This window comes from Pseudonocardia sp. EC080619-01 (genome assembly GCF_001420995.1).
GTDB lineage: Bacteria > Actinomycetota > Actinomycetes > Mycobacteriales > Pseudonocardiaceae > Pseudonocardia.
Map to the genome: position 1 here is coordinate 4,666,625 of NZ_CP012184.1, position 22,991 is coordinate 4,689,615.

Here is a 22,991-nt window from a genome sequence, read left to right on the forward strand (position 1 = left end):
CGCCGCGACCGGGCCCGCTCCGGACGCAACCGCGTCAGGCGTCGGGCGCTGCGGTGGCGGCCGCGGTCGGGTCGGTCGTCGTCGCGACGGCCGGGAGCCCGAGGTGCTCGCGCAGCGTCGTCCCCGTGTAGTCGGTGCGGAAAGAGCCCCGCTCCTGCAGCAGCGGGACCACCCGGTCGGCGAACTCGTCGAGCCCGCCCGGGGTGACGTGCGGGACGAGGACGTAGCCGTCGGCGGCGTCGGTCTGCACCGCGTCGTCGATCGCGCCGGCCACCGTCGCCGGGCTCCCGACGAAGGTGTGCCGCCCGGTCACCTCGATGACCGTCTCGCGCAGTGAGAGGCCCTTCTCGGCGGCGAGCGCCCGCCACTGGTCGGCGACGGCCTTCGGGTCCCGGTACTGCCGCACGCTCGCCCTGCCCTGCGAGACCAGCTCGCCCTCGACCGGGTCGAACTCGGGCAGCGGACCGTCCGGGTCGCGGTCCGACAGATCGGTGTTCCACAGCTGCTCGGCGAACACGATCGCCGTCTGCGGGCTGACCTGCTGGTAGCGGATCACCTCGGCACGCTCGGCGGCCTCGGCGTCGGTGTCGCCCAGCACGTAGGTCGCGGCGGGCAGGATCTTCAGGTCGTCCCACCCGCGGCCGTACCGGGCCAGGCGGCCCTTCACGTCGGCGAGGAACGCACGCCCGGCCCCGGGCTCGGCGTGCCGGGAGAAGATCGCGTCCGCCGACGCCGCGGCGAACTCGCGTCCCTCCTGCGAGTCACCGGCCTGCAGGATCACCGGGCGGCCCTGCGGGCTGCGGGGGAGCGCGAACCGGCCGTGCACGTCGAACTGGTCGGAGGTGTAGTCGAACCTGCCGCGGTCCTCGGGCCCCGTGCGGGAGTCCCAGATCGCGGCCGTCGCGGCGAGCTGCTCCTTCGCCCGCGAGTACCGCTTCTCCTTCGGGAGGAAGCCGCCGCGCCGGAAGTTCTCGCCGGTGAAGGCGTCCCACGACGTCACCACGTTCCACGCGGCCCGGCCGCCGGACAGGTGGTCCAGCGACGCGAACTGGCGGGCGACGTCGTACGGCTCGGTGAACGTCGAGTTGATCGTCCCGGCCAGGCCCAGCCGGTCCGTGACGGCCGCGAGCGCGTTCAGGATCGTGAAGGTGTCCGGCCGGCCCATGACGTCGAGGTCGTAGATCTCCCCGCGGTGCTCGCGCAGCCGCAGTCCCTCGGCGAGGAACAGGAAGTCGAACCTCGCCCGTTCCGCGGTCCGTGCGAAGTGCGCGAACGAGTCGAAGTCGATGTGGCTGCCGGACGCCGGGTCGCTCCAGACCGTCGTGTTGTTGACGCCCGGGAAGTGCGCGGCGAGATGGATCTGCTTGCGCGGCATACGGTGGCCTCCCGACTCCTCGAACGGTGTCCTACCGGTGCAACACCCGGCGCGCGATCGTGTTCCCGGCCAGCTGCGCCAGCTGGACGACGACGACGATGATCGCCACCGTCAGCAGCGTCACCGGCCAGTCGAACTGCTGGTAGCCGTAGGAGATCGCGAAGTCGCCGAGCCCGCCACCGCCGACGTACCCGGCCATCGCCGACATGTCGACGACCGCGACGAAGATGAAGGTGTAGCCGAGCACCAGCGGGGCCAGCGCCTCGGGCACCAGCACGCTCCACACGATCCGGGACCGGCTCGCCCCCATCGCCCGGGCCGCCTCGACGACGGCGGGATCGACCGACACCAGGTTCTGCTCGACGATCCGGCCGATCACGAACGTCGCCATCGCGATCATCGGGAACAGCACCGACCGGGTGCCGATCGTCGTGCCCATGACCAGCAGCGTCACCGGCCCGACGGCCGTGATGAAGATGATGAAGGGGATCGGCCGGACCAGGTTCACCAGCACGTTGAGCACGGTGAACACGAACCGGTTCGCGAACAGCCCGCCCGCGCGGGTGGTGTGCAGGGCGACGCCGAGCAGCAGGCCGAGCACGCCCGCGATCAGCATCGTCCAGAACACCATGTAGGCGGTCTGCAGGATCGACAGCAGCAGCACCGGCTGCAGGCCGGCCCAGTCGGTGTTCATGCGGACGGCTCCTGGGAGTTCACGGACAGCTCCGTCACGCGGGCGGCCCGGGACAGCTCGTCGACGCAGGCCTGCACGGCCGCGTCGGCACCGGTCAGTTCGAGGGTCAGGCTGCCCACCGGACGCCCGGCGAGCTCGCGGATGCCGCCGTGCACGACCGTGCTGCGTACACCGTGCTCGGCGGGGATCCGGGCGACGGCGTCCTGGGCGTCGGCGGCGCCGGTACCGGTCCCGCCGACGGCGACCGTCACCAGCCGTCCGGGGTGGCGCTCCCGCAGCCGCTGCACCGTGTCCGCGGACGGCACGTCCTGCAGCACGCCGTGCACGAACCGCTTCGTCGCCGGGTGCGAGGGCACGGCGAACACGTCGTACACGTCGCCGTGCTCGATGACCGCACCGTCCTCCATGACGACGACGCGGTCGCAGATCGCCGCGGCCACCTCCATCTCGTGAGTGATCACGACGACGGTGGTGCCGAGCTCGGCGTTGACCCTGCGCAGCAGCGCGAGCACCTCACGGGTGGTCTCCGGGTCCAGCGCGCTGGTCGCCTCGTCGGCGAGCAGGATCGACGGCGAGGTCGCGAGCGCCCGCGCGATCCCGACCCGCTGCTTCTGCCCGCCGGAGAGCCGGGCCGGGTAGCGCCCGGCGAGATCGGACAGGCCGACGAACTCGAGCAGCTCCGCGACCCGTTCCCGGCGGGCCTCCCGGGACCAGCCGGCGACCCGGAGCGGGTAGCCGACGTTGCCGGCCACGGTGCGGGACTGCAGCAGCGCGAACTGCTGGAAGATCATCCCGACCTCGCCGCGCAGCTCGCGCAGGCCGCGCTCGGACAGCTCCGAGGTGACCCGGCCGCGCACCGTGACGGTGCCCGACGTCGGCAGCTCCAGCGCGTTGATCATCCGGACGAGGGTCGACTTGCCCGCCCCGGACCAGCCGATCACGCCGGTGATCCCGCCCTCGGCGACGTCGAGATCGACGCCGTCGACGGCGGTGACCCCGGGGCCCCGGCGGGCCGGGAACGTGCGGGTCGCCCCCGAGAAGGAGATGACCGCCGGCGGTGCCGGCGTGCCCATCAGCCCGCCCGCAGCTGCTGCTCGATGCCGGACAGGGTCTGCTGCAGGTCCTCGGGGGTGTTGTCCCGGAAGACACCGTCCTCGCCGAGGTCCTTGCGGGCCGCGTCGAGCACCTGCTGGTCGTGGTAGATCCGGACCAGCGTCGCGAAGTCCGGGTCCTGCGCCTGGTCGGCGCGGGCGACGAAGAGGTTGATGTAGGGCTTCGCCGCGTCCGAGTCCGGGTCCTCGCCGTAGAGCACCTGGTCGGCGGTGAGGTTCGCCGAGGTCGCGTAGTTGTTGTTGACGACCGCGCCGTCGGCGCTGGGCAGGTTCGCCGCGGTCTGGGCGGCGTCGACCGGCGTGACGGTGACCGTCGAGGCGGCCCGGTCGATGTCGGCGGGCGTCGACGTCGTCGTGCCGCCGTCGGTGAGGCGCAGCAGCCCGGCGGACTGCAGGACGTTGAGCGCGCGGGCCTGGTTGACGGCGTCGTTCGGGATGACGATCTGGCCGCCCTGCGGGATCTGTGCCAGGTCGGTGTGCTTCGCCGAGTACAGCGGCAGCGGGTAGACCGCGGTCGCGCCGACCGGCACCAGGTCGTCGTCGTTCTGGACGTTGTAGTTCGCGAGGTACTGCAGGTGCTGGAACTGGTTGAGGTCCAGCTGGCCCTGGGACAGCGCCGGGTTCGGCTGGTTGTAGTCGGTGAAGTTGACCAGCTCGACGGTGATGCCCTCGGCGGCCGCCTTCTCCGTGAAGACGTTCCAGTAGGGCTCGGCGCCGTCGGAGACGCCGATCCGGACGGTCCGGTCCTCCCCGTCACCGGCTCCGGAGCCCGACTCGCCGGGCGCGGCGCAGCCCGCGGCGAGAACGGCGGCGGGGATCAGCAACGTCAGTGCGCGCAGCAGGCGCATCGGGGTTCCTCTCGGCACCGGCCGCGGGCGGATCGCGCCCGCGGGGGACGGCGCGGCGGTGTGTCGGGTGGTGTGCGCCGGTGATGCCGGTGGTCGGCGCACGGGACGTGCGCCGGGCCGGCGGCGCCCGGACGCTGGCCGCGAGCGGGGTGCTCCGGGGGACGTACGGGGAGGACCGGGCCGCCGGTGACGGGCCGCCCCGGGGTGGGGAGCGGCCGCCGCGGCGGGGCGGTCGGCACGGACATCGAACCTACAGGGGACGAACCTCCCGGACCGCGACGCCGCGACGAAGCTCACGGCGCAGTCGCGGCCCGCCGCGGATCAACGGGGCGGCGCGGCCAGCAGCCCGCGGCGCCGGAGCTCGGGGAGCACGCCCTCGCCGACCCGGTACGCCTCCTCGAGGTGCGGGTAGCCGGACAGCACGAACTCGTCGACGCCGATCTCGTGGTACTCGGCGATCCGGTCCGCCACCTCGGTGTGCGACCCCACCAGCGCGGTCCCGGCGCCGCCGCGGACTAGCCCGACGCCCGCCCACAGGTTCGGCGAGATCGTCAGCGCGTCCCGGGACCCGCCGTGCAGGGCGAGCATCCGCTGCTGGCCGACCGACTGGCTCGACCGCAGGGTCGCCTGTGCCCGCTCGATCTCGGCCGGGTCGAGCGCGTCGAGCAGCCGGCCGGCCTCCGCCCACGCCTCCTCCGCGGTGTCCCTGGTGATCACGTGCAGCCGGATCCCGAACCGCGGGCTGCGCCCGAGCTCGTCGGCGAGCTTGCGCACCCGCCCGATCTTCTCGGCGACGGCCGCGGGCGGCTCGCCCCAGGTCAGGTAGACGTCGGCGTGCCGGGCCGCGACCGGGAGCGCCGCGTCCGACGACCCTCCGAAGTAGACCGGCGGCACCGGGTCCGGCGGGGCGAGCGTGGTCGCACCGGTGACGTCGTAGTGCCGGCCGGCGAAGTCGAACGGCTCGGGGCCCCACGCGCCGCGCAGCACGGACAGGAACTCGTCGGTGCGGGCGTAGCGCTCGGCGTGGTCGGCGTGGTCGCCGAACCGTTGCTGCTCGACGGCGTCGCCGCCGGTGACGATGTTGAGCATCAACCGGCCGCCGGAGACCCGCTGGTAGGTCGACGCCTGCTGGGCGGCCAGGGTCGGGGAGACGACGCCCGGCCGGAACGCCACCAGGTAGCGCAGCGTGCGGGTCTCCCGCAGCAGCGCCGCGGTGGTCAGCCAGGCGTCCTCGCAGAACGTGCCCGTCGGGGTCAGCACGCCGTGGAACCCCTGCGACTCGGCGGCCCGGGCGATCTGGGCGAGGTAGTCGATGCCCGCCTCGCGTGCGGTGCTGCCGGCCTCGCCGCGGTCGGCGTGCCGCCGGGCGACGATCGTGCGGCCGTCGCCGGACGTCGGCAGGAACCAGTGGGGGACGATCGCGCCGCTCATCGTGCGCCTCCTCGGGTGTCGGTGGGGGTGCCGGGGATCCCGTTCCGGGCGGCCTCCAGCGTGGTCGCCTCGAAGCGGCGGTCGACGAACGCGGCGAAGTCCGCCCGGCCCGGGACGACGCCGGCCTCGGTGAACGCGTCGGCCAGCTGCTGCTGGGAGGCGACGACGCCGTCGTCGAGCGGGACGGGCAGGTCCGGGCCGCGCTCGGCGGCGCGCCGGGTCACCGCGATCGGGAGCTTCGTCTCCTGGCTCCACACCGCGGCCCGCTCCTCGCGGTGGGTGTCGGAGTAGGTCTGCGCGGCCGCGATCCGGGCGAGCAGGTCGCCGACGGCGGCGCTCCTCGCCGGTTCGGCGAGCGCCGCGTTGGACGCGACCTGGAAGCCGAACCCGTTCGCGGTGCCCTCGCCGTCGGCGAGGACCCGGGCGCCGTCGTCGAGCTCGGCCTGCGCGGTGTAGGGGTCCCAGACGGCCCAGGCGTCGACGTCGCCCTGGCGGAACGCCCCGTAGGCGTCCGCGGGGGCGAGGTAGGTGAGGTCGACGTCGTCGAGGGTCAGGCCGGCGGCGCGCAACGAGTAGAGCAGCTGCCCGTGCGCCGAGGTGCCCTTCCCGACGGCGATCCGCTTGCCGCGCAGCTCCTCGACGGAGCGCAGCGGCGAGTCGCCGCGCACCAGCACCGCGTCGCTCGCGACGTTGCCGCGGTTGGCCGAGACGATCTGCACCCGGGCCTTCGCGGCCGCCGCGAAGATCGCCGGGGTGTTGCCGGTGCCGCCGAGGTCGATCGCGCCCGCGCGGGCCGCCTCGATCAGCGGCGGCCCGGAGGTGAAGGTCCGCCACTCCACCCGGTACGGCAGGCCGTCGAGCAGCCCGGCCGCGCGCAGCAGTGACTGCGACCCGCCCTTCTGGTCGCCGACGACGAGCGTCACGCCGCCGAGCGCGGAGTCCTCCACCGGCGGCTGGACCGGCGGCCGGGTCACCGGGACTCCCGAGCACCCGGCGAGCGTGAGCACGGCGGCCAGCACCGGCGCGAGGAGTGCGGCGGGCCGGAGCTCACGCCGCATCGTCGACCACCCCGAGCTCGTCGAGCACGGTGCGGCGCAACGCGGACAGCCGGTCCGGGTCACGCGGGCGCTCGCCGGGCCGGTGCTCGCGGCCGATCCGGCCGTCGGACAGCACGAGCACGCGGTCGGCGAGCAGCAACGCCTCGTCGACGTCGTGGGTCACCAGCAGCACGCCGGGCCGGTGTCGGTGCCACAGGTCCAGGACGAGCCGGTGCATGGTGATCCGGGTCAGCGCGTCGAGCGCCCCGAACGGCTCGTCGAGCAGCAGGAGGTCCGGCTCGCGGACCAGCGCCCTGGCGAGCGACGCGCGCTGGGCCTCGCCGCCGGACAGCGTCAGCGGCCAGGCGTCGGCCCGCTCGGTGAGCCCGACCTCGGCGAGGGCCCGGTCGGCCACACCGGTCGGGGTGTCGCCGTGCAGGTCGCGGTGCAGGCCGAGCGACAGGTTGTCGCGGACCGGGCGCCAGGGCAGCAGGCGCGGCTCCTGGAAGGCCACGGCGACCGACCCCGGGACCTCGACGGTGCCGCTCACGCCGGGATCGGCGGCGCCGTCGAGCCCGGCGAGCAGCCGCAGCAGGGTGGACTTGCCGGAGCCGGAGCGGCCGAGCAGGGCGACGAACTCGCCGTGGCCGATCGTCAGGTCGAGACCGTCGAGGACCCGGCGGCCCCCGAACTCGCGGACGAGACCGTGGACGCGGGCGCTCACCGGTCGCCCCCCGCCGGGCCGGCGGGGCGCCAGGCCAGCACGGTCCGTTCCAGCCTCCGCACCAGCAGGTCGGTGCCGAGCCCCAGCAGGGCGTAGACCGCGAGCCCGACGACGATCACGTCGGTGCGCAGGAACTCCCGGGCGTTCATGATCATGTAGCCGAGCCCGGCGTCGGCCGACGTCGTCTCCGCGACGATGATCGACAACCAGGCGATCCCGAGCGCGAGGCGCAGCCCGGTCAGCGTCGAGGGCATCGCGCCGGGCAGCACCACGTGCCGCAGCCGCTCGGCCCGCGTGAACCCGGAGACCGACGCGGCCTCCAGGAGCTTCGGATCCACCCCGCGGACACCGGCGTGCACGTTGAGGTACATCGGGAACAGCACCCCGAGCGCGACGAGCAGCACCTTCGGCAGCTCACCGATGCCGAACCAGAGGATGAACAGCGGCACCAGACCGAGGTGCGGCAGGGTGCGCAGCATCTGCACCGGCGGGTCCACCAGGTGGTCGCCCCACCGCGACAGCCCGGACAGCAGACCCAGCCCGACCCCGACGACCAGGCCCAGGACGAGCCCGGTCGCGACCCGTCCGAGCGAGACGAGCAGGCCCTCGGGCAGCTCGCCGCTCGCCGTCACGTCGACGGCGGCGGTCACGACCCGCAGCGGCGAGGCGAGCTCGTCCTCGGCGAGCAGGCCGGTGGTGGACGCGAGCTGCCAGACCAGCAGGATCGCGACGGGTGAGATCCACCGCCGGAGGTCGGGCAGGCGGCGGGTCGTCGACGCCGGGTGGGCGGCGACGCGCCGGTCGCCCGCGGTGCGGGCGAGGGTGGTCGATGACACGGGTGTCTCCCGGGACGCGGTGGGTGGGACCCCGCCGGTGGGTGGCGCGCGGCGGGGCGGGTCCGGAGCGGCGCGGACGGAGCGGCACGGTCGCCGTGGCGACGGCGGCGCGGTGGCCCGGACGCGGCGGTGTGGACGCGGTGCGTGAGCGGGTCGTCAGCGACAGGTGCAGCCGGCGAGCCGGAGCAGGTCGACGTGCCGGCGCCGGGTGAGCAGGTGCCCGGGACCGGACACCGGTCCCCACCACTGCTCGCGCTCGGTCACTCCCGCAGGTGAACACGGGCGTCAGGACCGGGACAACCGGACGTCCGGTCGTCGGGATCCGGGACCGGGTGTCCGGACACTCCTGCCCGCGGCCGCCCGCGCGGGCTCCCGCATGGCGGGAGCGCGCTACGCCGCGTGGTCGCGGGACGCCCACTCGCGGGCCAGCAGGTCCTGCGAGGTCACCCGGTCGGCGTGCCGGTGGGTGATCGTCGTGACCAGCAGCTCGTCGGCGCCCGTCACCTCCTGCAGCCGGGCCAGCGCGTCGGCGACGGCCGCGGGCCCGCCGACGAACCGGGTGCCGGTCCGGTCGGCGACCAGGTCGGGGTCCACGGGGAGCTCCGCGGCGGCGTCCGGGTCCGGGTAGGGGATCGCGCCGGCTCCGGTGCGGATGCTGTGCACCCAGGGCCCGTAACCGGCGGCGATCCGGGCGGCGTGGCCGTCGTCGGTGCCGACGACGACGTCGGCCGACACCATCACGTGCGGCCGGCCGAGCGTCGCCGACGGCCGGAACGCGTCCCGGTAGGCCTGCACGGCGTCGAGCACCGTCCCCGGGCTGACGTGGTAGTTCGCGGCGAACGGCAGGCCCCGCCGCCCGGCGACCTCGGCACTGTCCCCGCCGCTGGAGCCGAGCACCCACGGCTGCACCGTCGCGCCCTCACCGGGCACCGCCCGCACCGGCACGCCTTCCGAGCTGCGGTGGGTGCCGGCGATCAGCCCGAGGACGGCGTCGATCAGCTCGCCGTACTCCGGTGTCGTCGCGCCGGGCTGGCGCAACGCCTCCGCCTGGGCCCGGAACCGCGGGGACGCGGCCAGCCCGGCGAGCGACACCGGTGCCGGGATCAGCACACCGCCGACGGTCCGGGCGCTGCGGCCATCCGGTTCCCGGGACGGCGGGCGCGGCCCGCCGGACCGGCCCAGCCCCAGGTCGATCCGGCCGGGGTGCAGGCCGTCGAGGGTGCCGAACTCCTCGACCACCGAGAGCGGTGTCCGGTGCCCGGTCTGCACCGCCCCGGCCCCCACCCGGATCGTCGACGTCGCCGCGGCGGCCGCGCCGATGAGCAGGGCGGGCACCGCCCCGGCGACGCCCGGGTTCAGGTGGTGCTCGGCCAGCCAGAACCGGGCGTACCCGGCCCGTTCCGCGGCGCGGGCCAGGTCGAGAGTGTTGCGGAAGGCATCGGCGACCGTCGAGCCCGCCGGGACGGGGGACAGGTCGAGGACCGACAGTGGGGCGGGGCGGACGGGCACGGTGACCTCCGGTCGCTCGGGTGGCCGGCCGCGGTGGCACGGCCGGGAGCGGAACGGGCGGCGGCCGCACGGGTGCGGGGGCCGGGACGGTGCCGTCCGGCGGGGCGGTCCCGGCCACGCGACGGCCGGTGGCCGGGTGTCGCGGGCGGGGCGGGCCCCGGGGCGGCGGACGGTGGTGCGGATCAGCGACAGCGGGCGGACCGGGTGCGGCCCAGGTCCACGTGCAGGCGCGCCACCAGGCGCAGCTCTCGGACCACGACTCGATCCTCGCCACCGCGGAGCCCCACCGCAAGGCGTCCGGCGGATCCCGGGCGGCGCCGGTGTGCCTCCCGCGGATCCTCGGCTACCGTCGCGGGCAGTGCCGACCGCCCCGTCGCGACGGCCGCCCGGACGTCCGGTGCCCGTGCGACGGCCCGGCCCACCGGCCGTCCCCGGACCCCACGATCCGCCCGGCGCCCGGTCCCCTCGGTGCACCCCGCCGCCGGAGTCCGGCGGACGGCCCGGCCGGGAGGGATCACCCGTGAGGTTCCAGGTTCTCGACATCGTCCCGCACGCCCCGCACCCGGTGACCGGTGAGCTGATCGGCGTGCACGAACGGCTGTCCCGGGTGGTGGAGACGGCGGTGCTCGCGGAGCGGCTGGGCTTCGACTCCTACGCCGTCGGGGAGCGGCACGCCGGTGAGTTCGTGTCGTCGGCACCGACGGTGCTGCTCGGCGCGATCGCCCAGGCCACGGACCGCATCCTGCTCTCCACCGGCGTCACCGTGCTGTCGCTGCTCGACCCGGTCCGGGTCGCCGAGGACTACGCGACCGTCGACCAGCTCTCCGGCGGGCGGCTGGAGATCGTGATCGGCAAGGGCAACGAGGACCGGCACTTCCCGATGTTCGGTCTCGAGCTCGGCCGCCAGTACGAGTACCTCACCGAGAACTACGAGCTGCTCCGGCGCCTGCTCCGGGAGTCCGGGGTGGACTGGTCCGGCACGCACCGTCCGGACCTGACCGGGGTGACGACGTTCCCGCGGCCCTACGACGGCCCGTTCCGGATCTGGCACGGCTCGGCGACCTCCACCGCCGCCGTCGACCTGGCCGCCCGCTGGGGCGACCCGATATTCTCGGCGAACGCGCTGCAGCCCCGGGAGAACTACCGCGTCCTGATCGACCGCTACCGGGAGAAGCTGGCCGAGCACGGCCACGACCCCGCCGCCGGCTACGTCGGCTCCGGGTCCGGCGGCCTGTTCCTCGCCGACACCGACGCGGAGGCGATCGCCGAGTACCGGCCGGTGTACGAGGGTTTCGCGGCGAAGCTGCGCGCCGCCCACGCCGGGGACGACCGGCCCGGCAAGGTGACCTCTTTCGCGACGGTCGAGGAGGCCGTGGAGTCCGGCCCCGCGCTGGTCGGGAGCCCGGACCAGGTCGCGGCGAAGATCCTCGACTACCACGCGGCCTACCGGCACGACGTGCAGTCGGTGTCGGTCAACCCGGTGCTGCCCTACGAGCGGCAGCAGGAGGTACTGACCCGGTTCGCCACCGAGGTCGTGCCGCTGGTGCGGCGCGAGGTGTCGACCGCGCTGTGGGGCCCGCGGGACGCCGGACGGGCCGCCGGAATCACCGTCCGTACCTGAGCCGGGCGTGGCCGGGGGCCGGTGTGCAGCGTGGATCACACTCGGGGCCGCGCCGTTGACACGACCGGAGCACGAGTCCTTACGGTGGGTTCGTCCGGATGACGGGGGAGGATCATGTTCCACGGGGTGTCACGACGCCACGTCGATCTCCTGCGTACCTCGAGCGCCGGCTGTCGGGGCTGATCCCGGCCCTCATCGCCGGCGGCGCCCCGAGCGCGCCGCCGTGCGCGGGCCCGCGCCGCGCCGTCCCCCGGCGCCCGCCGGCCCCGTTCCCCCGGGACGCCTCCACCGGCGCGGTCCGCTGACGCCGGTACCTCGCGTACCCGTTCGCGCCCGGGCACCGCCGTGCCCGCTCGTCCCCGAGGACTCCCCGTCGTGAGACCGCCACCCGGCCGCGCCCTGCTCACCTGCCTGGCCGCCCTGCTCCTCCCGTGCGTGGTCGCCTGCGCACCCGTCGCCGGGGCCGATCCCGCGGCCGCCGCGCCGGCGTCCACACCGGACACGATCGTCTACGGGCACCAGCAGGAGCCGCCCTGCGTGTACGGCGGCTGGATCGAGCAGGCCTACCTGTCCGGCCAGATCCTGGACAACGTGGTCGCCCTCGACGACGACGGCCGGGTCGTCCCCTGGCTGGCCGAGTCGTGGCGGGTCGACCCGGACGGGCTGACCTGGCGGTTCACCCTCCGCGACGGCCCGACGTTCAGCGACGGCACCCCCGTCGACGCCGACGCGGTCGCCCGCAACTTCGACCACTGGGTCGACGGCGGCAACTCCACCGTGCAGGCCTGGATCGGCTCCTACTTCGACTCCGCCGACGCCCTCGACGACCGCACGGTCGCGGTGCGGCTCACCCGGCCCTACCCGCGCTTCGCCGAGAACATGACCCAGCCGTACTTCGGGATCCAGTCCCCGCGTGCGCTGGAGACCCGCTCGGAGGAGGAGAACTGCACCGCGCCGATCGGCTCGGGCCCGTTCGTCGTGGACCGGTGGAACCGCGGCAGCGACATCCAGCTGCTCCGGCGCGACGACTACGACTGGGCCCCGGCGAACGCCGAGCACACCGGTCCCGCCCACGTGCGGCGGATCGACTGGCGGTTCATCGCCGACCCGACGGCCCGCACCGCTGCGCTGCGCTCCGGCGAGATCGACGCCATGTACGACGTGCAGGCCTTCGAGTGGCGCAACCTGGAGGCCGAGGGCTTCGAGCTGCACCGCTACGTGACCGGCGGCCGTCCACAGCAGATCAGCTTCAACACCGAGCGCGGCCCCTTCACCGACCAGCGGGTCCGCCAGGCGTTCGCGCTGAGCCTGGACCGCCGCGGTGCCGTCGAGGCCGTCGGCAAGGGCGTCATCCCGTACGAGGGCAACGGCCCGGTCAGCCGGGCCACCCCCGGCTACGACGAGCGGGCCGCCGCCCGGTACGACCACGACCCGGCCGCGGCTGCGGCGCTGCTCGACGACGCCGGCTGGCTCCCGGGCCCCGACGGCGTCCGGGAGCGCGACGGCCGCCCGCTCGAGGTCGTCTTCCCGTACGCGGTCAACCGGACGATCAACCAGGACGGCGCGGCGATCATCCAGGCGCTGCAGCAGCAGGCCGAGGCCGTCGGCTTCCGGGTCCGCCTCGTCCCGTACCCGCCCAGCGCGGCCGCCGCCGGTGCGTACTCGGGCCCGGGCGACTACGACCTGATGATCGGCTACTGGACCGCGGTGAACGCCGGCATCCTGCACGTCAACTGGCGTCGTGACCTGCCGGACTCGCCGAACAAGGCGAACTCCGCCTTCTACGACGACCCCGCCCTGGAGCAGCTGATCGTCCGGGCGAACTCCGAGCAGGACCCGGCCGCCCAGGCCGGTCTCTACCGCTCGGCACAGCAATACATCGCCGACCGCGCGCTGTCCATCGGGGTCTACGACCGGCTGAGCACCCTCGCCGTGCGGCCCGGTCTCCACGGTGTGCGCCAGGAGAAGTCCCAGGGAGGGCCGATCTTCCATGACGCTCACGTCGACTGATCCGGGGCCGGGGACCGCCCCGCCGGAACGGAGCCCCGCCCGCCGCGGGCGTGCCGCGGCACGCCGGTGGGCGGTCCGGATCGCCTCGGCGGTGCTGGTCGTGTGGGGCGCGGCGACCGCCGCCTTCCTCGCCCAGCTCGCGCAGCCCGGTGACCGGGCCACGGCGGTGCTGAACCTGCGCACCGGCCAGGTGCAGGAACGCTCGCCGGACGAGCTCGCCCCGATCAACGCCGAGTACGGCTTCGACCGGTCACCGCTATACCAGTACCTCGACTACCTCGCGGGCCTGGCCCGCGGCGACCTCGGCACGTCCTACCAGCAGCACCGGCCGGTCTGGGAGGTGATCTCCGAGCAGGTCCCCTCGACTCTGGCCCTCAGCGCGACCGCGCTGGTGCTGGCCTGGGTGCTGATGCTCGTGTGGGTGCTGCTCACCGCCGGACGCGGTCCGGTCGTCAGCGGCTGGGGTGCCGCGGTCGAGTCGGTGCTCGCCGGCCTGCCCCAGTACTGGCTCGGTGTGGTGCTCGTGCTGGTGTTCGCCCTCGGGCTGGGCTGGTTCCCGGTCGTCGGCGGATCGGGGCCGACCGGGCTCGTGCTGCCGGCACTGACGCTGGCCCTCCCGCTGGCCGGGTTCCTCGGCCAGTCCACCCGCACCGAGTTCGAGCGGGTGCTCGGCCAGCCGTTCGTCCTCACGGCCCGGCTGCGCGGATCGGGCGACCTGGCCGTGCGGCTGCGCCACGTCCTACGGCACGCGGCGCTGGCACCGCTGACCCTCACCGGGTGGGCGCTGGGCGCCACGATCTCCGGCGCCGTGATCGTCGAGACGGTCTTCACCCGCACCGGGGTCGGCCGCACGCTCGTCACCGCCGTCGAGTCCCAGGACCTGCCCATCGTCACCGGCGTCGTCGTGCTCACCGCGATCGCCTACGTGGTGATCAACCTCGTACTCGACGCCCTGTACCCGCTCATCGACCCGAGGGTGGACGCGTGACCGTCACCGAGACACGACCACCGGCACCCCCCGAGGGCGGTGCCAGCAGCGCCCCGGCACCGCGCCCGCGGCGCCGCGGCGCCGCCGGGGCACTGCCCGCGCTCGCGGCGGCGGCCGTCCTCGCCATCGCGGCGCTCGCACCGTCGGTACTCGCCCCGCGCGACCCCCGCGCGATCGACCTGTCGGCCACGCTGCGCCCGCCCTCGTGGACGCACTGGCTGGGCACCGACGAGATCGGCCGGGACCTCTACACCCGGATCGTGCACGGGACCGGGCAGTCGCTCGTGATCGGGCTCGGCGCCGCGGCGGTGGCGCTGGTGCTCGCGCTGGTGCTGGCGCTCGCCGCGACACTGACGCCGGCCCCGGTGGCAGCAACGGCGGACCGCGTCATCGACGTGCTGTTCGCCTTCCCCACCCTGCTGCTGGCGTTGCTGCTCGTCGGGGTGCTGGGGCCGGCGCCGGGCACGCTCGTCGTCGCCGTCGGGACCGGGGTCGCGCCCGGCTACGCCCGGATGGTGCGGGCGCAGCTGCTCGGCGTGCGGAACTCGCCGTACGTGGAGGCGGCGACGGCACTGGGTCACCGGCGTGCCCGCATCGTCGCCCGGCACGTGCTGCCGAACGCGCTCCGGCCGCTCGTCGCGGTCTTCGCGCTCTCCGTCGGCCAGTGCGTGGTGTGGTCGTCGAGCCTGTCGTTCCTCGGGCTGGGGGTCGCTCCGCCCGCGTCGGAGTGGGGCGCGCTGCTGGAGGCCGGCCGGGGCTACGTCGGTGTGGCCGGCTGGCTGGTCGTGCTGCCCGGGCTGGCCGTCGTCGCGCTCGCCGTCACCGCCACGGCCCTCGGCCGCGCCCTGCAGACCCGTCTCGAACCCGGAAGGTGACCATGTCCACCTCGACCACCGACACCACCACCGATACCGCCCCGACCCCGCTCGGCACCGGCTCCGGCGCGGCGGGCCCCGCTCTCGTCGTCGAGAACCTGCGTGTCGGGTTCGGCGGCCACGACGTCGTCCACGGCGTCTCGTTCTCGGCCGGCCCCGGGACCTGCCTCGCGATCGTCGGGGAGTCCGGATCGGGCAAGAGCGTCAGCGCGCGCAGCGTCGTCGGCCTCGCCGGGGCGGGCGCCGAGGTCCGCGCCGACCGGCTCGAGATCGGCGGCCGCGACGTCCGCGGCCTCGACGAGCGCGCCTGGCGGCGGATCCGCGGCGACCGCGTCGGCTTCGTCCTGCAGGACGCGCTGGTGTCCCTCGACCCGGTGCGCCCGGTCGGCCGGGAGATCGCCGAGGCGCTGCGCGTGCACCGCACGGTGCCGCGGGCCGGGCGCCGGGCCGCGGCCGTCGAGCTGCTGCGCGACGCCGCGGTGCCCGAGCCGGAGGTGCGCGCCGCGCAGCGGCCGGGCGAGCTGTCCGGCGGGCTCCGGCAGCGCGCCCTCATCGCCTCCGCGCTCGCCGCCGATCCCGACGTCGTCGTCGCCGACGAGCCGACGACCGCGCTCGACGTGACCGTCCAGGCCCAGATCCTGGAGCTCCTCGCCGAGCTCAAGCGGGCCGGCCGGACCCTCGTGCTGATCAGCCACGACCTGTCCGTGGTCGCCCACCTCGCCGACCACGTGCTGGTCATGGCCGGGGGCCGGGTGGTGGAGGAGGGCCCGGCGGAGGAGATCCTCACCGCGCCGCGCGAGCCCTACACGCAGGCGCTCGTGCAGGCGGTGCCCGGAGCGGGCACCCGCGGCCGGCGGTTGTCCCCGGTGCCCCCGGCGCCGCTGCCGTCGCGGCGCGGCGGCCCCGTCGCGGCGGGCCCGCCCGTGCTCGCCGCCCGCGACCTCGTGAAGACCTTCCCGCGCCCGGACGGCGGGACGCTGCGCGCCGTCGACGGGATCGGCTTCACCCTGCACGCCGGCACGACGCTCGGGGTGGTGGGGGAGTCCGGTTCGGGGAAGTCGACCACCGCACGGCTGGCCCTGGCGCTGGAGGAGGCCGACAGCGGCACCGTCGAGCTGCACGGTGAGCCGTGGTCCGGCCTGCCCGAGCGGCACCGGCGACACCGGCGCACCGCGATCGGCGTCGTCGCCCAGGACCCGCTGAGCTCGTTCGACCCGCGCTGGGACGTTGGGCGGATCCTGCACGACGCGGTCCCGCACGACGCCCACCCGGCGGAGCGGGACCGGTCCGCCCGGGTCGCCGATCTCGTCGCCCGGGTCGGGCTCGACCCGTCCGTCCTCCAGCGACGGCCGCTGACCCTGTCCGGCGGGCAGCGCCAGCGGGTCGCGATCGCCCGGGCGCTCGCCCCGGACCCGGACGTCGTGGTGCTCGACGAGGCCGTGTCGGCGCTCGACGTGTCGGTCCAGGCCCAGATCCTGGACCTGCTCGTCGACCTGCAGCAGGCGTTCGGGCTCGCCTACCTGTTCATCTCGCACGACCTCGGGGTGATCAGCCACCTCAGCGACCACGTGCTCGTCATGAAGGACGGCCGGGTCGTCGAGGAGGGCGATCCCGTCCAGGTCTTCACCGCGCCGGCGCAGCCCTACACCCGCCGGCTCGTCGCGTCCCTGCGCGACCTCGGCGTGCGTCCGGACGCGCCCGCCGCCGACCGTCCCGCCGCCGAGAGGAGCTCCTCGTGAGCACACCGCTGCTGTTCAACGCCTTCCTGATGAACACCCCCTCGCACATCCAGCACGGCCAGTGGCGCCACCCGGACGCCCGCCAGGTCGAGTTCGACCAGCTCGGCTTCTGGGTCGAGCTGGGCCGCACGCTGGAGGCCGGGCTCTTCGACGCGATGTTCTTCGCCGACGTCTCCGGGCTCTACGGACCGGCCGACGGCCGCTACACCGACAACGTCCACGAGGGACTGCAGATCCCGAGCAACGACCCGACCGTCCTGCTCGGTGCGCTCGCCGCGACCACCGAGCGGATCGGGCTGGCGACGACGTCGAACGTCATGCAGAACCCGCCGTTCAACTTCGCCCGGCAGATCTCCACCCTGGACCACCTCACCCGGGGGCGGGTCGCCTGGAACATCGTCACCTCGACCCAGGAGAACGCGGCCCGCAACTTCGGGCTCCCCGGGCTGGTCGAGCACGACGAGCGCTACGAGTGGGCGGAGGAGTACGTCACCGTCGCCTACAAGCTGTGGGAGGGCTCCTGGGACGACGACGCGCTGCTCGTCGACCGCGACGGCAGCCGGTACTCCGACCCTGCGAAGATCCACAAGATCTTCCACGACGGCCTCCGCTACCGGGTCGAGGGCCCGCACCTGCCCTCGCCGAGCCCGCAGCGCACGCCGCTGCTGTTCCAGGCGGGCGGGTCGCCGCGGGGGATCGCCTTCGCGGCCCGGCACGCCGAGGCCGTCTTCATCAGCACGCCCTCGCCGGAGGTCGCCCGGCAGCACGTCGAACGGACCAGGGCGCTCGCCGAGGCCGAGGGGCGCCGGGGAGACGACATCAAGTTCTTCCAGGGCCTCAGCATCTGCGTCGGCCGCACCGCGTCCGAGGCCCAGCGCAAGTATGACGACCTGCAGGCCTACGCCTCGCTGACCGGGTACCGGACGCACGCCTCGCTGGGCATCCGCCCGGACGGGACCCGGCTGCCCGACGACACCCCGCTGCGCGACATCCCCAACAACGGCGGTCGCGGGCACGTCGACTGGCTGCGGGCCGAGCACCCGGACCGGGAGCCGGTGCTCGCCGACCTGGCGCGCCGCCGCATGATCGGGCAGACGGTCGTCGGGACACCGGACTCGGTCGCCGACGAGCTGGCGCGCTGGCGCGACGCCGGGGTCGACGGGATCAACCTGGTCAACCACCGGCTGCCCACGAGCTACGAGGACGTCATCGAGCTCGTCCTGCCCGTGCTGCGGGAGCGCGGTCTCGCGAAGACCGGGTACGGCGAGGCGCGCACGCTGCGCGGCCGGCTCTTCGGCCACGACCGGCTGCCGGACCGGCACCCGGCCGCACGGTTCCGAGGGGCGTTCGGCGACCGTGCGGGCGTGCCCGCCGGGGTGGCGCGGGTGCCGTGAACGCCGCTCCCGGCGCGTCCTCGGCGGGGGACGGCGCCGGGTGCGGACTACGGTGAGCCGGTGGTGAGAACGCTGCCGAGGGCCGCCCGATGACGGGCCGTGCACGCGACGCCGGTGCGGCACCGCGCAGCTCGGAGATCCAGTCGGTCGCGCGGGCGGCGACCGTCCTCGGTCTCGTGGTGGACAGCGGCGAGGGCCTCACCACCACCGAGATCGCCAAGATCACCGGGATGACGGTGTCCACCGTGCACCGGCTGGCGCACACCCTCGTCTCGGGCAACCTGCTCTGCCGCGACGCCGCCTCCGACCGGTTCCTGCCCGGTCCGCTGCTGCTCCGCCTGGCCCGCAAGTCGCTCGGCGCCTCCGGCGTGCCCGAGGCCGCCGACGTGCTCAAGGAGCTGGCCGACCGCACCGGCGAGACGGCGAGCATCGGCCTGCGCCGCGGCGACGACGTCCTCGTCGTGCTGTCGGTGCCCTCGACCCGGCCGCTGCGCTACACCGGCCGGCCGGGGGAGCGGGTCCCGCTACTGGAGTCCGCGATCGGCGCCGCGATCGTCGCGTTCGGCGCCGACCCGCTCGACGAGGCCGCCGCCGTGCTCACCCGGTCCGGACACGGCAGCCCCGAGGCGTGGCTGGCCGAGACCGACCTGCTCGCCACCCAGTTCCGTGGCTACGCGGTGCTCGACGACCCGCACGACGAGGCGCTGCGGGCGGTGGCGGCACCGGTCGTCGCCGCCGGTGACGTGGTGCGGATGGCCGTCGAGATCCAGGGCCCGGCCAGCCGGCTGCCCGAGAACGCCCTCGACGGGCTCGGCGCGCTCGTCCGGTCCGCGGCGGACGCACTGGAGGGCCTGCCGGTGTCGATGGCGTTCGGGGAGTTCTGAACCGGTCGCGGAACCGGTCGCGGAACCGGTCGTTTCTGGACACGTGTCCGTACATTGCGCACTGCGGAAGTGTGTCCCGCATCCCGCAAAACCGCTGTTGACGGGCCTGTTCGTCGCTCCTTACGGTGGTGTCACCGGATCGGGGAAGGAGGACGGATCGTGGCTGCCGAGCGTGACGAGATCGTGGTGTCGCCGAACCACGTCGTCTTCGACCTGCCCGAGCTCGTCGCGGTCTCCGAGGGCCTGTTCGCCGAGGCGGGCCTGACGGTCCGCTTCGAGGACGCGGCCGACCGGTCCGCCGACGCCCTGCGCAACCCGGCCGTGCGGCACAAGGAGTCGCAGTTCTCCGCGTCCCGCGCCGACGTCTACAACGTCTGCGAGTGGGGCGGCATCGACCGGCTGGAGCGCGACGCCCGCGGTGGCCGGATCGGGCACCTGCGCGCGGCCGTCGTCGCCCAGGCACTGGTCAGCCTCGATCCCGACCTCAACGAGCCGCACGACGTCGCCGGCGTGCCGGTGTCGATCAACGAGTACACCGGGTCGCACTACACCGCGCTGCACCTGCTGGAGGGCACCGTGCCCCGGCAGCGGATCACCCTGGTGCACGGCGGCCGCCCGGTCGACCGGCTCGACGCCCTGCTCGCCGGCGACTCCCGCGCGACGATGCTGATGGAGCCGTTCCTGTCCGCTGCGCTGGTGCGCGGCGCGCACGTGCTCGGCACCTACGCCTACCGGGGCTCGCAGGTCGTGGCCCCGCACCTGACCGCGGAGCAGCAGGAGGCCTACCGCGGCGCGGTGAACCGGGCCGTCGACCTGATCAACGCCGACCGGGACCGCTGGGCGCCGCTGGTCGCCGCCGAGGCCGGTGACCGGCTCGACCCGGCCGACCTGCGCCGGGACCACTACCGCTACACGCACATCGTCCCCTTCACCGAGCGGCGCTTCACCGAGACCTACGCCTGGATGCGCTCCTGGCGGCTCACCGACGGCCGCTCCGGCTACGAGACCCTGAAGGCGCTCCGATGACGGGCGCCCGGCCCCGGCTCCTCACCAGCCGTCGCCACATCGACCTCTGCCTGATCAACGGCGGGACCTGTCCGGGCCTGCTGCCCTCCTGACACCCGGGCCACCAGCGCCCACTCCCACCCGGCCGCGCCGTGCGCGTCGCCGGCCCTCGCCGCGCGCCCGCGCGGACCCACCCCTCCCACGGAGCCCCCGCATGCCCGCACGCCCCCTGACCACCGACCGGCGCACCGTCCTGCGCGCCGCCCTGTTCGGCGCCGCCGGCCTGGCCGTCGGCCCGCTGCTCGCCGCCTGCGGTGGCGGCGGGGCCACCGGGCGGGTGAGCGCCCGGGTCGAGGACTCCGGCGGCGGCACCGCCAGCTCGGTGATCCGCCCGATCGCCGAGCAGAACGGCTTCCTCGCCGACCTCGACTTCTCCTACGTCGCGGGGACCGGCCCGGGCGACGTCCAGAACAAGCTGCTCTCCGGCGCGCTCGACGCCGCCAGCTTCGGCCCGCTCGGCGCGGTCGTCGCCGCCGAGGCCGGCTCCGACGTCGTGCTGTTCTCGCTGAACCTCAACAACCACGTCCGCTGGCTGGTGCCGGAGAACAGCCCCTTCCGCACCCCGGCGGACCTGCGGGGCAAGCGGATCGCGATCCCGCCGAACAACAGCGACGCGTTCCGGTCCACCCAGCTCGCCGCCGCCGTCAACGGCACCGATCTGAACGCCGAGTACGAGCTGTTCCCGGGCGCCGTGCTGGCCGGTCTCGCCCTGTTCGACCGCGGCGACGTCGACGCCATCGTCACCATCGAGCCCAACGCGACCCGGCTGGTCGGCCGCGGCGCGCGGCAGATCGCCACCGTCGGCGAGCTGTGGGCACAGGGCACCGGCGAGGACCCGAACTCCCTGATCCTCAACGGCCAGGGCGCGCTGCGGGAGTTCGTCGACGGGAACGCGCCCGCCGCCCGCGCCGTCGCCGACGTGCGGCTCCGGGTGCACGAGGTCATCCGGGAGCGGCCCGCCGTCCTCGCCGAGCTGCACGAGGCGTACGGCATCCCGGCCGAGGAGCGCGCGGCGATCGCGTTGCTGCCCGAGCGGCTCCGCGACGTCTACCCGGTCGAATGGGGTGCGACGGCGTTCGCGAACCTGCAGCGCCAGGTCGAGATCGCCCAGCGGGTGGGACTGGTGAAGGCCGTGCCGGCGCAGCAGCCGTGGACCGAGCTGGGGGCCCCGTGAGCACCGGAACCGAGTCCCGCACCGGCATCGGGAGCGACACCGGCACCACCCCCGGACCCGTCGCCGGTACCGGCAGCGGCCCGGCGGCCCCGCCGGTGCGACGACGGCGGGTCCTGCGGGCCGTGGGCCCGGCCGCGCTGTTCGTCGTCCTCGCGGCGGCGGGCTGGCAGCTCATGGCGGTCGTGGTCGACTCGGTCCTGGTCCCGGGTGTCGGTGACATCGCGGGCGAGCTCGCCGGGATCGTCGTCGACGGCTCGTTCGCCCAGGAGCTCGGCATCACCGTGCTGCGGGTCGCGCTCGGCTTCGCGCTGGCCTTCGTCGTCGCCGTCGCGGCCGGGATCGCCATGGGGCGCAACGAGTTCGTGCAGCGGTTCGGGGAACCCGCCGTGCTGCTGGGGCTGACCATCCCCGGCCTGGTGTGGGCGTTGCTGTGCGTCATCTGGTTCGGCGTCGGGCTGGCCAACCCGGTGATAGCGGTCGCGCTGTCGTCGGCGCCGGCCCTGGCGCTGACGATCTACCAGGGCGTGCGCTCGGTCGACCCGGACCTCCTGGAGATGGCGCACGTCTACCGGTTCTCCCGCACCACCCGGCTGCGCAGGCTCTGGCTGCCCGCGCTGGCGCCGTCGCTGTTCGCCGGGGCCCGCCTCGGCCTGTCCCTGGGCTGGAAGGTGATCGTGCTCGTCGAGGTCTTCGGCATGTCGTCGGGTGTGGGCTACCAGCTCAACAACGCCTTCGCCGAGCAGAACGTCGCCGCCGTCCTGGCCTGGACGCTGCTGTTCGCGGTCATGGCGGTGCTGGAGTACGGCGTCCTGCAGGGGCTCGAACGGCGCGCCGGCCGCTGGCGGAAGGCGGTGACGGTGTGAGCGAGCTCGCGCGCGAACCGTCGGTGCGGAGTGCCCCCGCCACCACCGCGATCCGGCTCGACGGGGTCGGCAAGACCTTCGTCGACGCCCGCACCGGTGCCCCGCAGACCGTCCTCGACGACTTCTCCCTCACCGTGTCCGAGGGCGAGCTGGTCGCGCTCGTCGGCGCCTCCGGGACCGGCAAGACGACCCTGCTGCACGTCGTCGCCGGTCTGACCACACCCGACCGCGGCACCGTCGAGGTCGGACACCCGCGGCTCGGCGTCGTGTTCCAGCAGCCCCGGCTGCTGGACTGGCTGCCGGTCCGGCAGAACGTCGTCCTGGCACTGGAGGCGGCGGGGCTGGACCCGGACGCCGCCGACGCCGTGCTCGAGGCCGTCGGTCTGACCGCGTACGCCGGGTCGTACCCGAGCGTGCTCTCCGGCGGGCAGCGGCAGCGGGTCGCGGTGGCCAGGGCGTTCGCCGTCGAGCCCGATCTCGTGCTGCTCGACGAGCCGTTCAGCGCCCTCGACGAGCTCACCGCCCGCAAGCTGCGGCTACTGCTGCAGGAGCTGTGGATGAGCCGTCCGCGCACCGGTTTGCTCGTCACCCACAACCCTCTCGAGGCGGCGCTGCTCGCCGACCGCGTGATCGTCCTGGCCGGGCGCCCCGCCCGGGTCGCCGCCGAGCACCGGATCGAGCGGGACCGGCCGCGTTCGGCCGAGGACCCGTACCTGTTCGACCTGCACACCCGCATCGTCGCCGCGCTCGCGTGAGCGGCGCGAATCAGCACCGCGCTCGCGTGAGCGGCGGCCCCACCGGAAGGAATCCGA

22 protein-coding genes are annotated in these 22,991 nt (G+C 74.8%); 12 read left to right on the forward strand and 10 right to left on the reverse strand.

All coding sequences use genetic code 11. The features are described 5' to 3' along the window. Nucleotides 1-34: 34 nt before the first annotated feature. The 10 genes from AD017_RS21925 to AD017_RS21965 all read right to left on the reverse strand — a co-directional run bounded on the left by AD017_RS21925 (nt 35) and on the right by AD017_RS21965 (nt 9,566). The gene (locus tag AD017_RS21925) at nt 35-1,375 is read right to left on the reverse strand and encodes an NtaA/DmoA family FMN-dependent monooxygenase (protein WP_060575347.1); all 1,341 of its coding nucleotides are present in this window, start codon (nt 1,373-1,375) and stop codon (nt 35-37) included. A gap of 31 nt (nt 1,376-1,406) precedes the next feature. Then, nucleotides 1,407-2,069, reverse strand: a complete 663-nt coding sequence (locus AD017_RS21930; protein WP_060575349.1) for a methionine ABC transporter permease — start codon at nt 2,067-2,069, stop codon at nt 1,407-1,409. Next, nucleotides 2,066-3,142: a methionine ABC transporter ATP-binding protein gene (locus tag AD017_RS21935; protein WP_060575351.1), complete on the reverse strand. Its 1,077-nt coding sequence runs from the start codon at nt 3,140-3,142 to the stop codon at nt 2,066-2,068. The genes AD017_RS21930 and AD017_RS21935 overlap by 4 nt, the downstream gene beginning before the upstream one ends. After that, nucleotides 3,142-4,029, reverse strand: a complete 888-nt coding sequence (locus AD017_RS21940) for a MetQ/NlpA family ABC transporter substrate-binding protein (protein ID WP_010243120.1) — start codon at nt 4,027-4,029, stop codon at nt 3,142-3,144. Before AD017_RS21940 ends, AD017_RS21935 begins: the two co-directional genes overlap by 1 nt. Before the next feature lie 321 nt (nt 4,030-4,350). Further along, nucleotides 4,351-5,460: an LLM class flavin-dependent oxidoreductase gene (locus tag AD017_RS21945; protein WP_060575353.1), complete on the reverse strand. Its 1,110-nt coding sequence runs from the start codon at nt 5,458-5,460 to the stop codon at nt 4,351-4,353. Beyond that, a complete protein-coding gene (locus AD017_RS21950) occupies nt 5,457-6,518 on the reverse strand; it encodes an ABC transporter substrate-binding protein (protein ID WP_060575354.1) in 1,062 nt (353 codons plus the stop codon). Before AD017_RS21950 ends, AD017_RS21945 begins: the two co-directional genes overlap by 4 nt. After that, a complete protein-coding gene (locus AD017_RS21955) occupies nt 6,508-7,221 on the reverse strand; it encodes an ABC transporter ATP-binding protein (protein WP_145982567.1) in 714 nt (237 codons plus the stop codon). Before AD017_RS21955 ends, AD017_RS21950 begins: the two co-directional genes overlap by 11 nt. Next, nucleotides 7,218-8,057 carry an ABC transporter permease subunit gene (locus AD017_RS21960; protein WP_060575357.1) on the reverse strand — a complete coding sequence of 280 codons (840 nt, stop codon included), beginning with the start codon at nt 8,055-8,057 and terminating at the stop codon, nt 7,218-7,220. Before AD017_RS21960 ends, AD017_RS21955 begins: the two co-directional genes overlap by 4 nt. A gap of 156 nt (nt 8,058-8,213) precedes the next feature. Next, complete coding sequence (locus AD017_RS37495) at nt 8,214-8,321, reverse strand: putative leader peptide (protein ID WP_010243110.1); 108 nt, start codon at nt 8,319-8,321, stop codon at nt 8,214-8,216. A gap of 126 nt (nt 8,322-8,447) precedes the next feature. Then, a complete protein-coding gene (locus AD017_RS21965; protein ID WP_060575358.1) occupies nt 8,448-9,566 on the reverse strand; it encodes an LLM class flavin-dependent oxidoreductase in 1,119 nt (372 codons plus the stop codon). Between the two features lie 520 nt (nt 9,567-10,086). Between AD017_RS21965 and AD017_RS21975 the strand changes: the two genes are divergently transcribed. The 12 genes from AD017_RS21975 (at nt 10,087) to AD017_RS22025 (ending at nt 22,934) form a co-directional block, all read left to right on the forward strand. After that, complete coding sequence (locus AD017_RS21975) at nt 10,087-11,187, forward strand: LLM class flavin-dependent oxidoreductase (RefSeq protein ID WP_060575361.1); 1,101 nt, start codon at nt 10,087-10,089, stop codon at nt 11,185-11,187. Between the two features lie 114 nt (nt 11,188-11,301). Further along, a complete protein-coding gene (locus AD017_RS37500) occupies nt 11,302-11,370 on the forward strand; it encodes a putative leader peptide (protein ID WP_369821697.1) in 69 nt (22 codons plus the stop codon). Nucleotides 11,371-11,562: 192 nt separating this feature from the next. Next, nucleotides 11,563-13,197, forward strand: a complete 1,635-nt coding sequence (locus AD017_RS21980) for an ABC transporter substrate-binding protein (RefSeq protein WP_060575363.1) — start codon at nt 11,563-11,565, stop codon at nt 13,195-13,197. Continuing rightward, a complete protein-coding gene (locus tag AD017_RS21985; protein WP_060575366.1) occupies nt 13,178-14,185 on the forward strand; it encodes an ABC transporter permease in 1,008 nt (335 codons plus the stop codon). Before AD017_RS21980 ends, AD017_RS21985 begins: the two co-directional genes overlap by 20 nt. Further along, entirely contained in the window at nt 14,182-15,060 is an 879-nt protein-coding gene (locus AD017_RS21990) for an ABC transporter permease (protein WP_060575368.1), read from the forward strand. Before AD017_RS21985 ends, AD017_RS21990 begins: the two co-directional genes overlap by 4 nt. Nucleotides 15,061-15,062: 2 nt before the next feature. Continuing rightward, nucleotides 15,063-16,799 carry an ABC transporter ATP-binding protein gene (locus AD017_RS21995; protein ID WP_082538279.1) on the forward strand — a complete coding sequence of 579 codons (1,737 nt, stop codon included), beginning with the start codon at nt 15,063-15,065 and terminating at the stop codon, nt 16,797-16,799. Continuing rightward, entirely contained in the window at nt 16,796-18,193 is a 1,398-nt protein-coding gene (locus AD017_RS22000; protein ID WP_227012821.1) for an LLM class flavin-dependent oxidoreductase, read from the forward strand. The genes AD017_RS21995 and AD017_RS22000 overlap by 4 nt, the downstream gene beginning before the upstream one ends. An 89-nt stretch (nt 18,194-18,282) precedes the next feature. Continuing rightward, nucleotides 18,283-19,077, forward strand: a complete 795-nt coding sequence (locus AD017_RS22005) for an IclR family transcriptional regulator (protein ID WP_060575369.1) — start codon at nt 18,283-18,285, stop codon at nt 19,075-19,077. 159 nt (nt 19,078-19,236) lie between these two features. Next, the gene (locus AD017_RS22010; protein WP_060575371.1) at nt 19,237-20,103 is read left to right on the forward strand and encodes an ABC transporter substrate-binding protein; all 867 of its coding nucleotides are present in this window, start codon (nt 19,237-19,239) and stop codon (nt 20,101-20,103) included. Between the two features lie 193 nt (nt 20,104-20,296). Next, nucleotides 20,297-21,316, forward strand: a complete 1,020-nt coding sequence (locus AD017_RS22015; RefSeq protein WP_060575373.1) for an ABC transporter substrate-binding protein — start codon at nt 20,297-20,299, stop codon at nt 21,314-21,316. Then, nucleotides 21,313-22,179: an ABC transporter permease gene (locus AD017_RS22020; RefSeq protein WP_227012822.1), complete on the forward strand. Its 867-nt coding sequence runs from the start codon at nt 21,313-21,315 to the stop codon at nt 22,177-22,179. The genes AD017_RS22015 and AD017_RS22020 overlap by 4 nt, the downstream gene beginning before the upstream one ends. After that, nucleotides 22,176-22,934, forward strand: a complete 759-nt coding sequence (locus AD017_RS22025) for an ABC transporter ATP-binding protein (RefSeq protein ID WP_060575375.1) — start codon at nt 22,176-22,178, stop codon at nt 22,932-22,934. The genes AD017_RS22020 and AD017_RS22025 overlap by 4 nt, the downstream gene beginning before the upstream one ends. Nucleotides 22,935-22,991: the final 57 nt, after the last annotated feature.

Coding starts and splice junctions, on each gene's coding strand:
- AD017_RS21985 (WP_060575366.1), top strand. CDS start 13,178: ATGACGCTCACGTCGACTGATCCGGGGCCGGGGACCGCCCCGCCGGAA.
- AD017_RS21950 (WP_060575354.1), bottom strand. CDS start 6,518: ATGCGGCGTGAGCTCCGGCCCGCCGCACTCCTCGCGCCGGTGCTGGCC.
- AD017_RS22005 (WP_060575369.1), top strand. CDS start 18,283: ATGACGGGCCGTGCACGCGACGCCGGTGCGGCACCGCGCAGCTCGGAG.
- AD017_RS21930 (WP_060575349.1), bottom strand. CDS start 2,069: ATGAACACCGACTGGGCCGGCCTGCAGCCGGTGCTGCTGCTGTCGATC.
- AD017_RS21940 (WP_010243120.1), bottom strand. CDS start 4,029: ATGCGCCTGCTGCGCGCACTGACGTTGCTGATCCCCGCCGCCGTTCTC.
- AD017_RS21945 (WP_060575353.1), bottom strand. CDS start 5,460: ATGAGCGGCGCGATCGTCCCCCACTGGTTCCTGCCGACGTCCGGCGAC.
- AD017_RS22015 (WP_060575373.1), top strand. CDS start 20,297: ATGCCCGCACGCCCCCTGACCACCGACCGGCGCACCGTCCTGCGCGCC.
- AD017_RS21935 (WP_060575351.1), bottom strand. CDS start 3,142: ATGGGCACGCCGGCACCGCCGGCGGTCATCTCCTTCTCGGGGGCGACC.
- AD017_RS21925 (WP_060575347.1), bottom strand. CDS start 1,375: ATGCCGCGCAAGCAGATCCATCTCGCCGCGCACTTCCCGGGCGTCAAC.
- AD017_RS21995 (WP_082538279.1), top strand. CDS start 15,063: ATGTCCACCTCGACCACCGACACCACCACCGATACCGCCCCGACCCCG.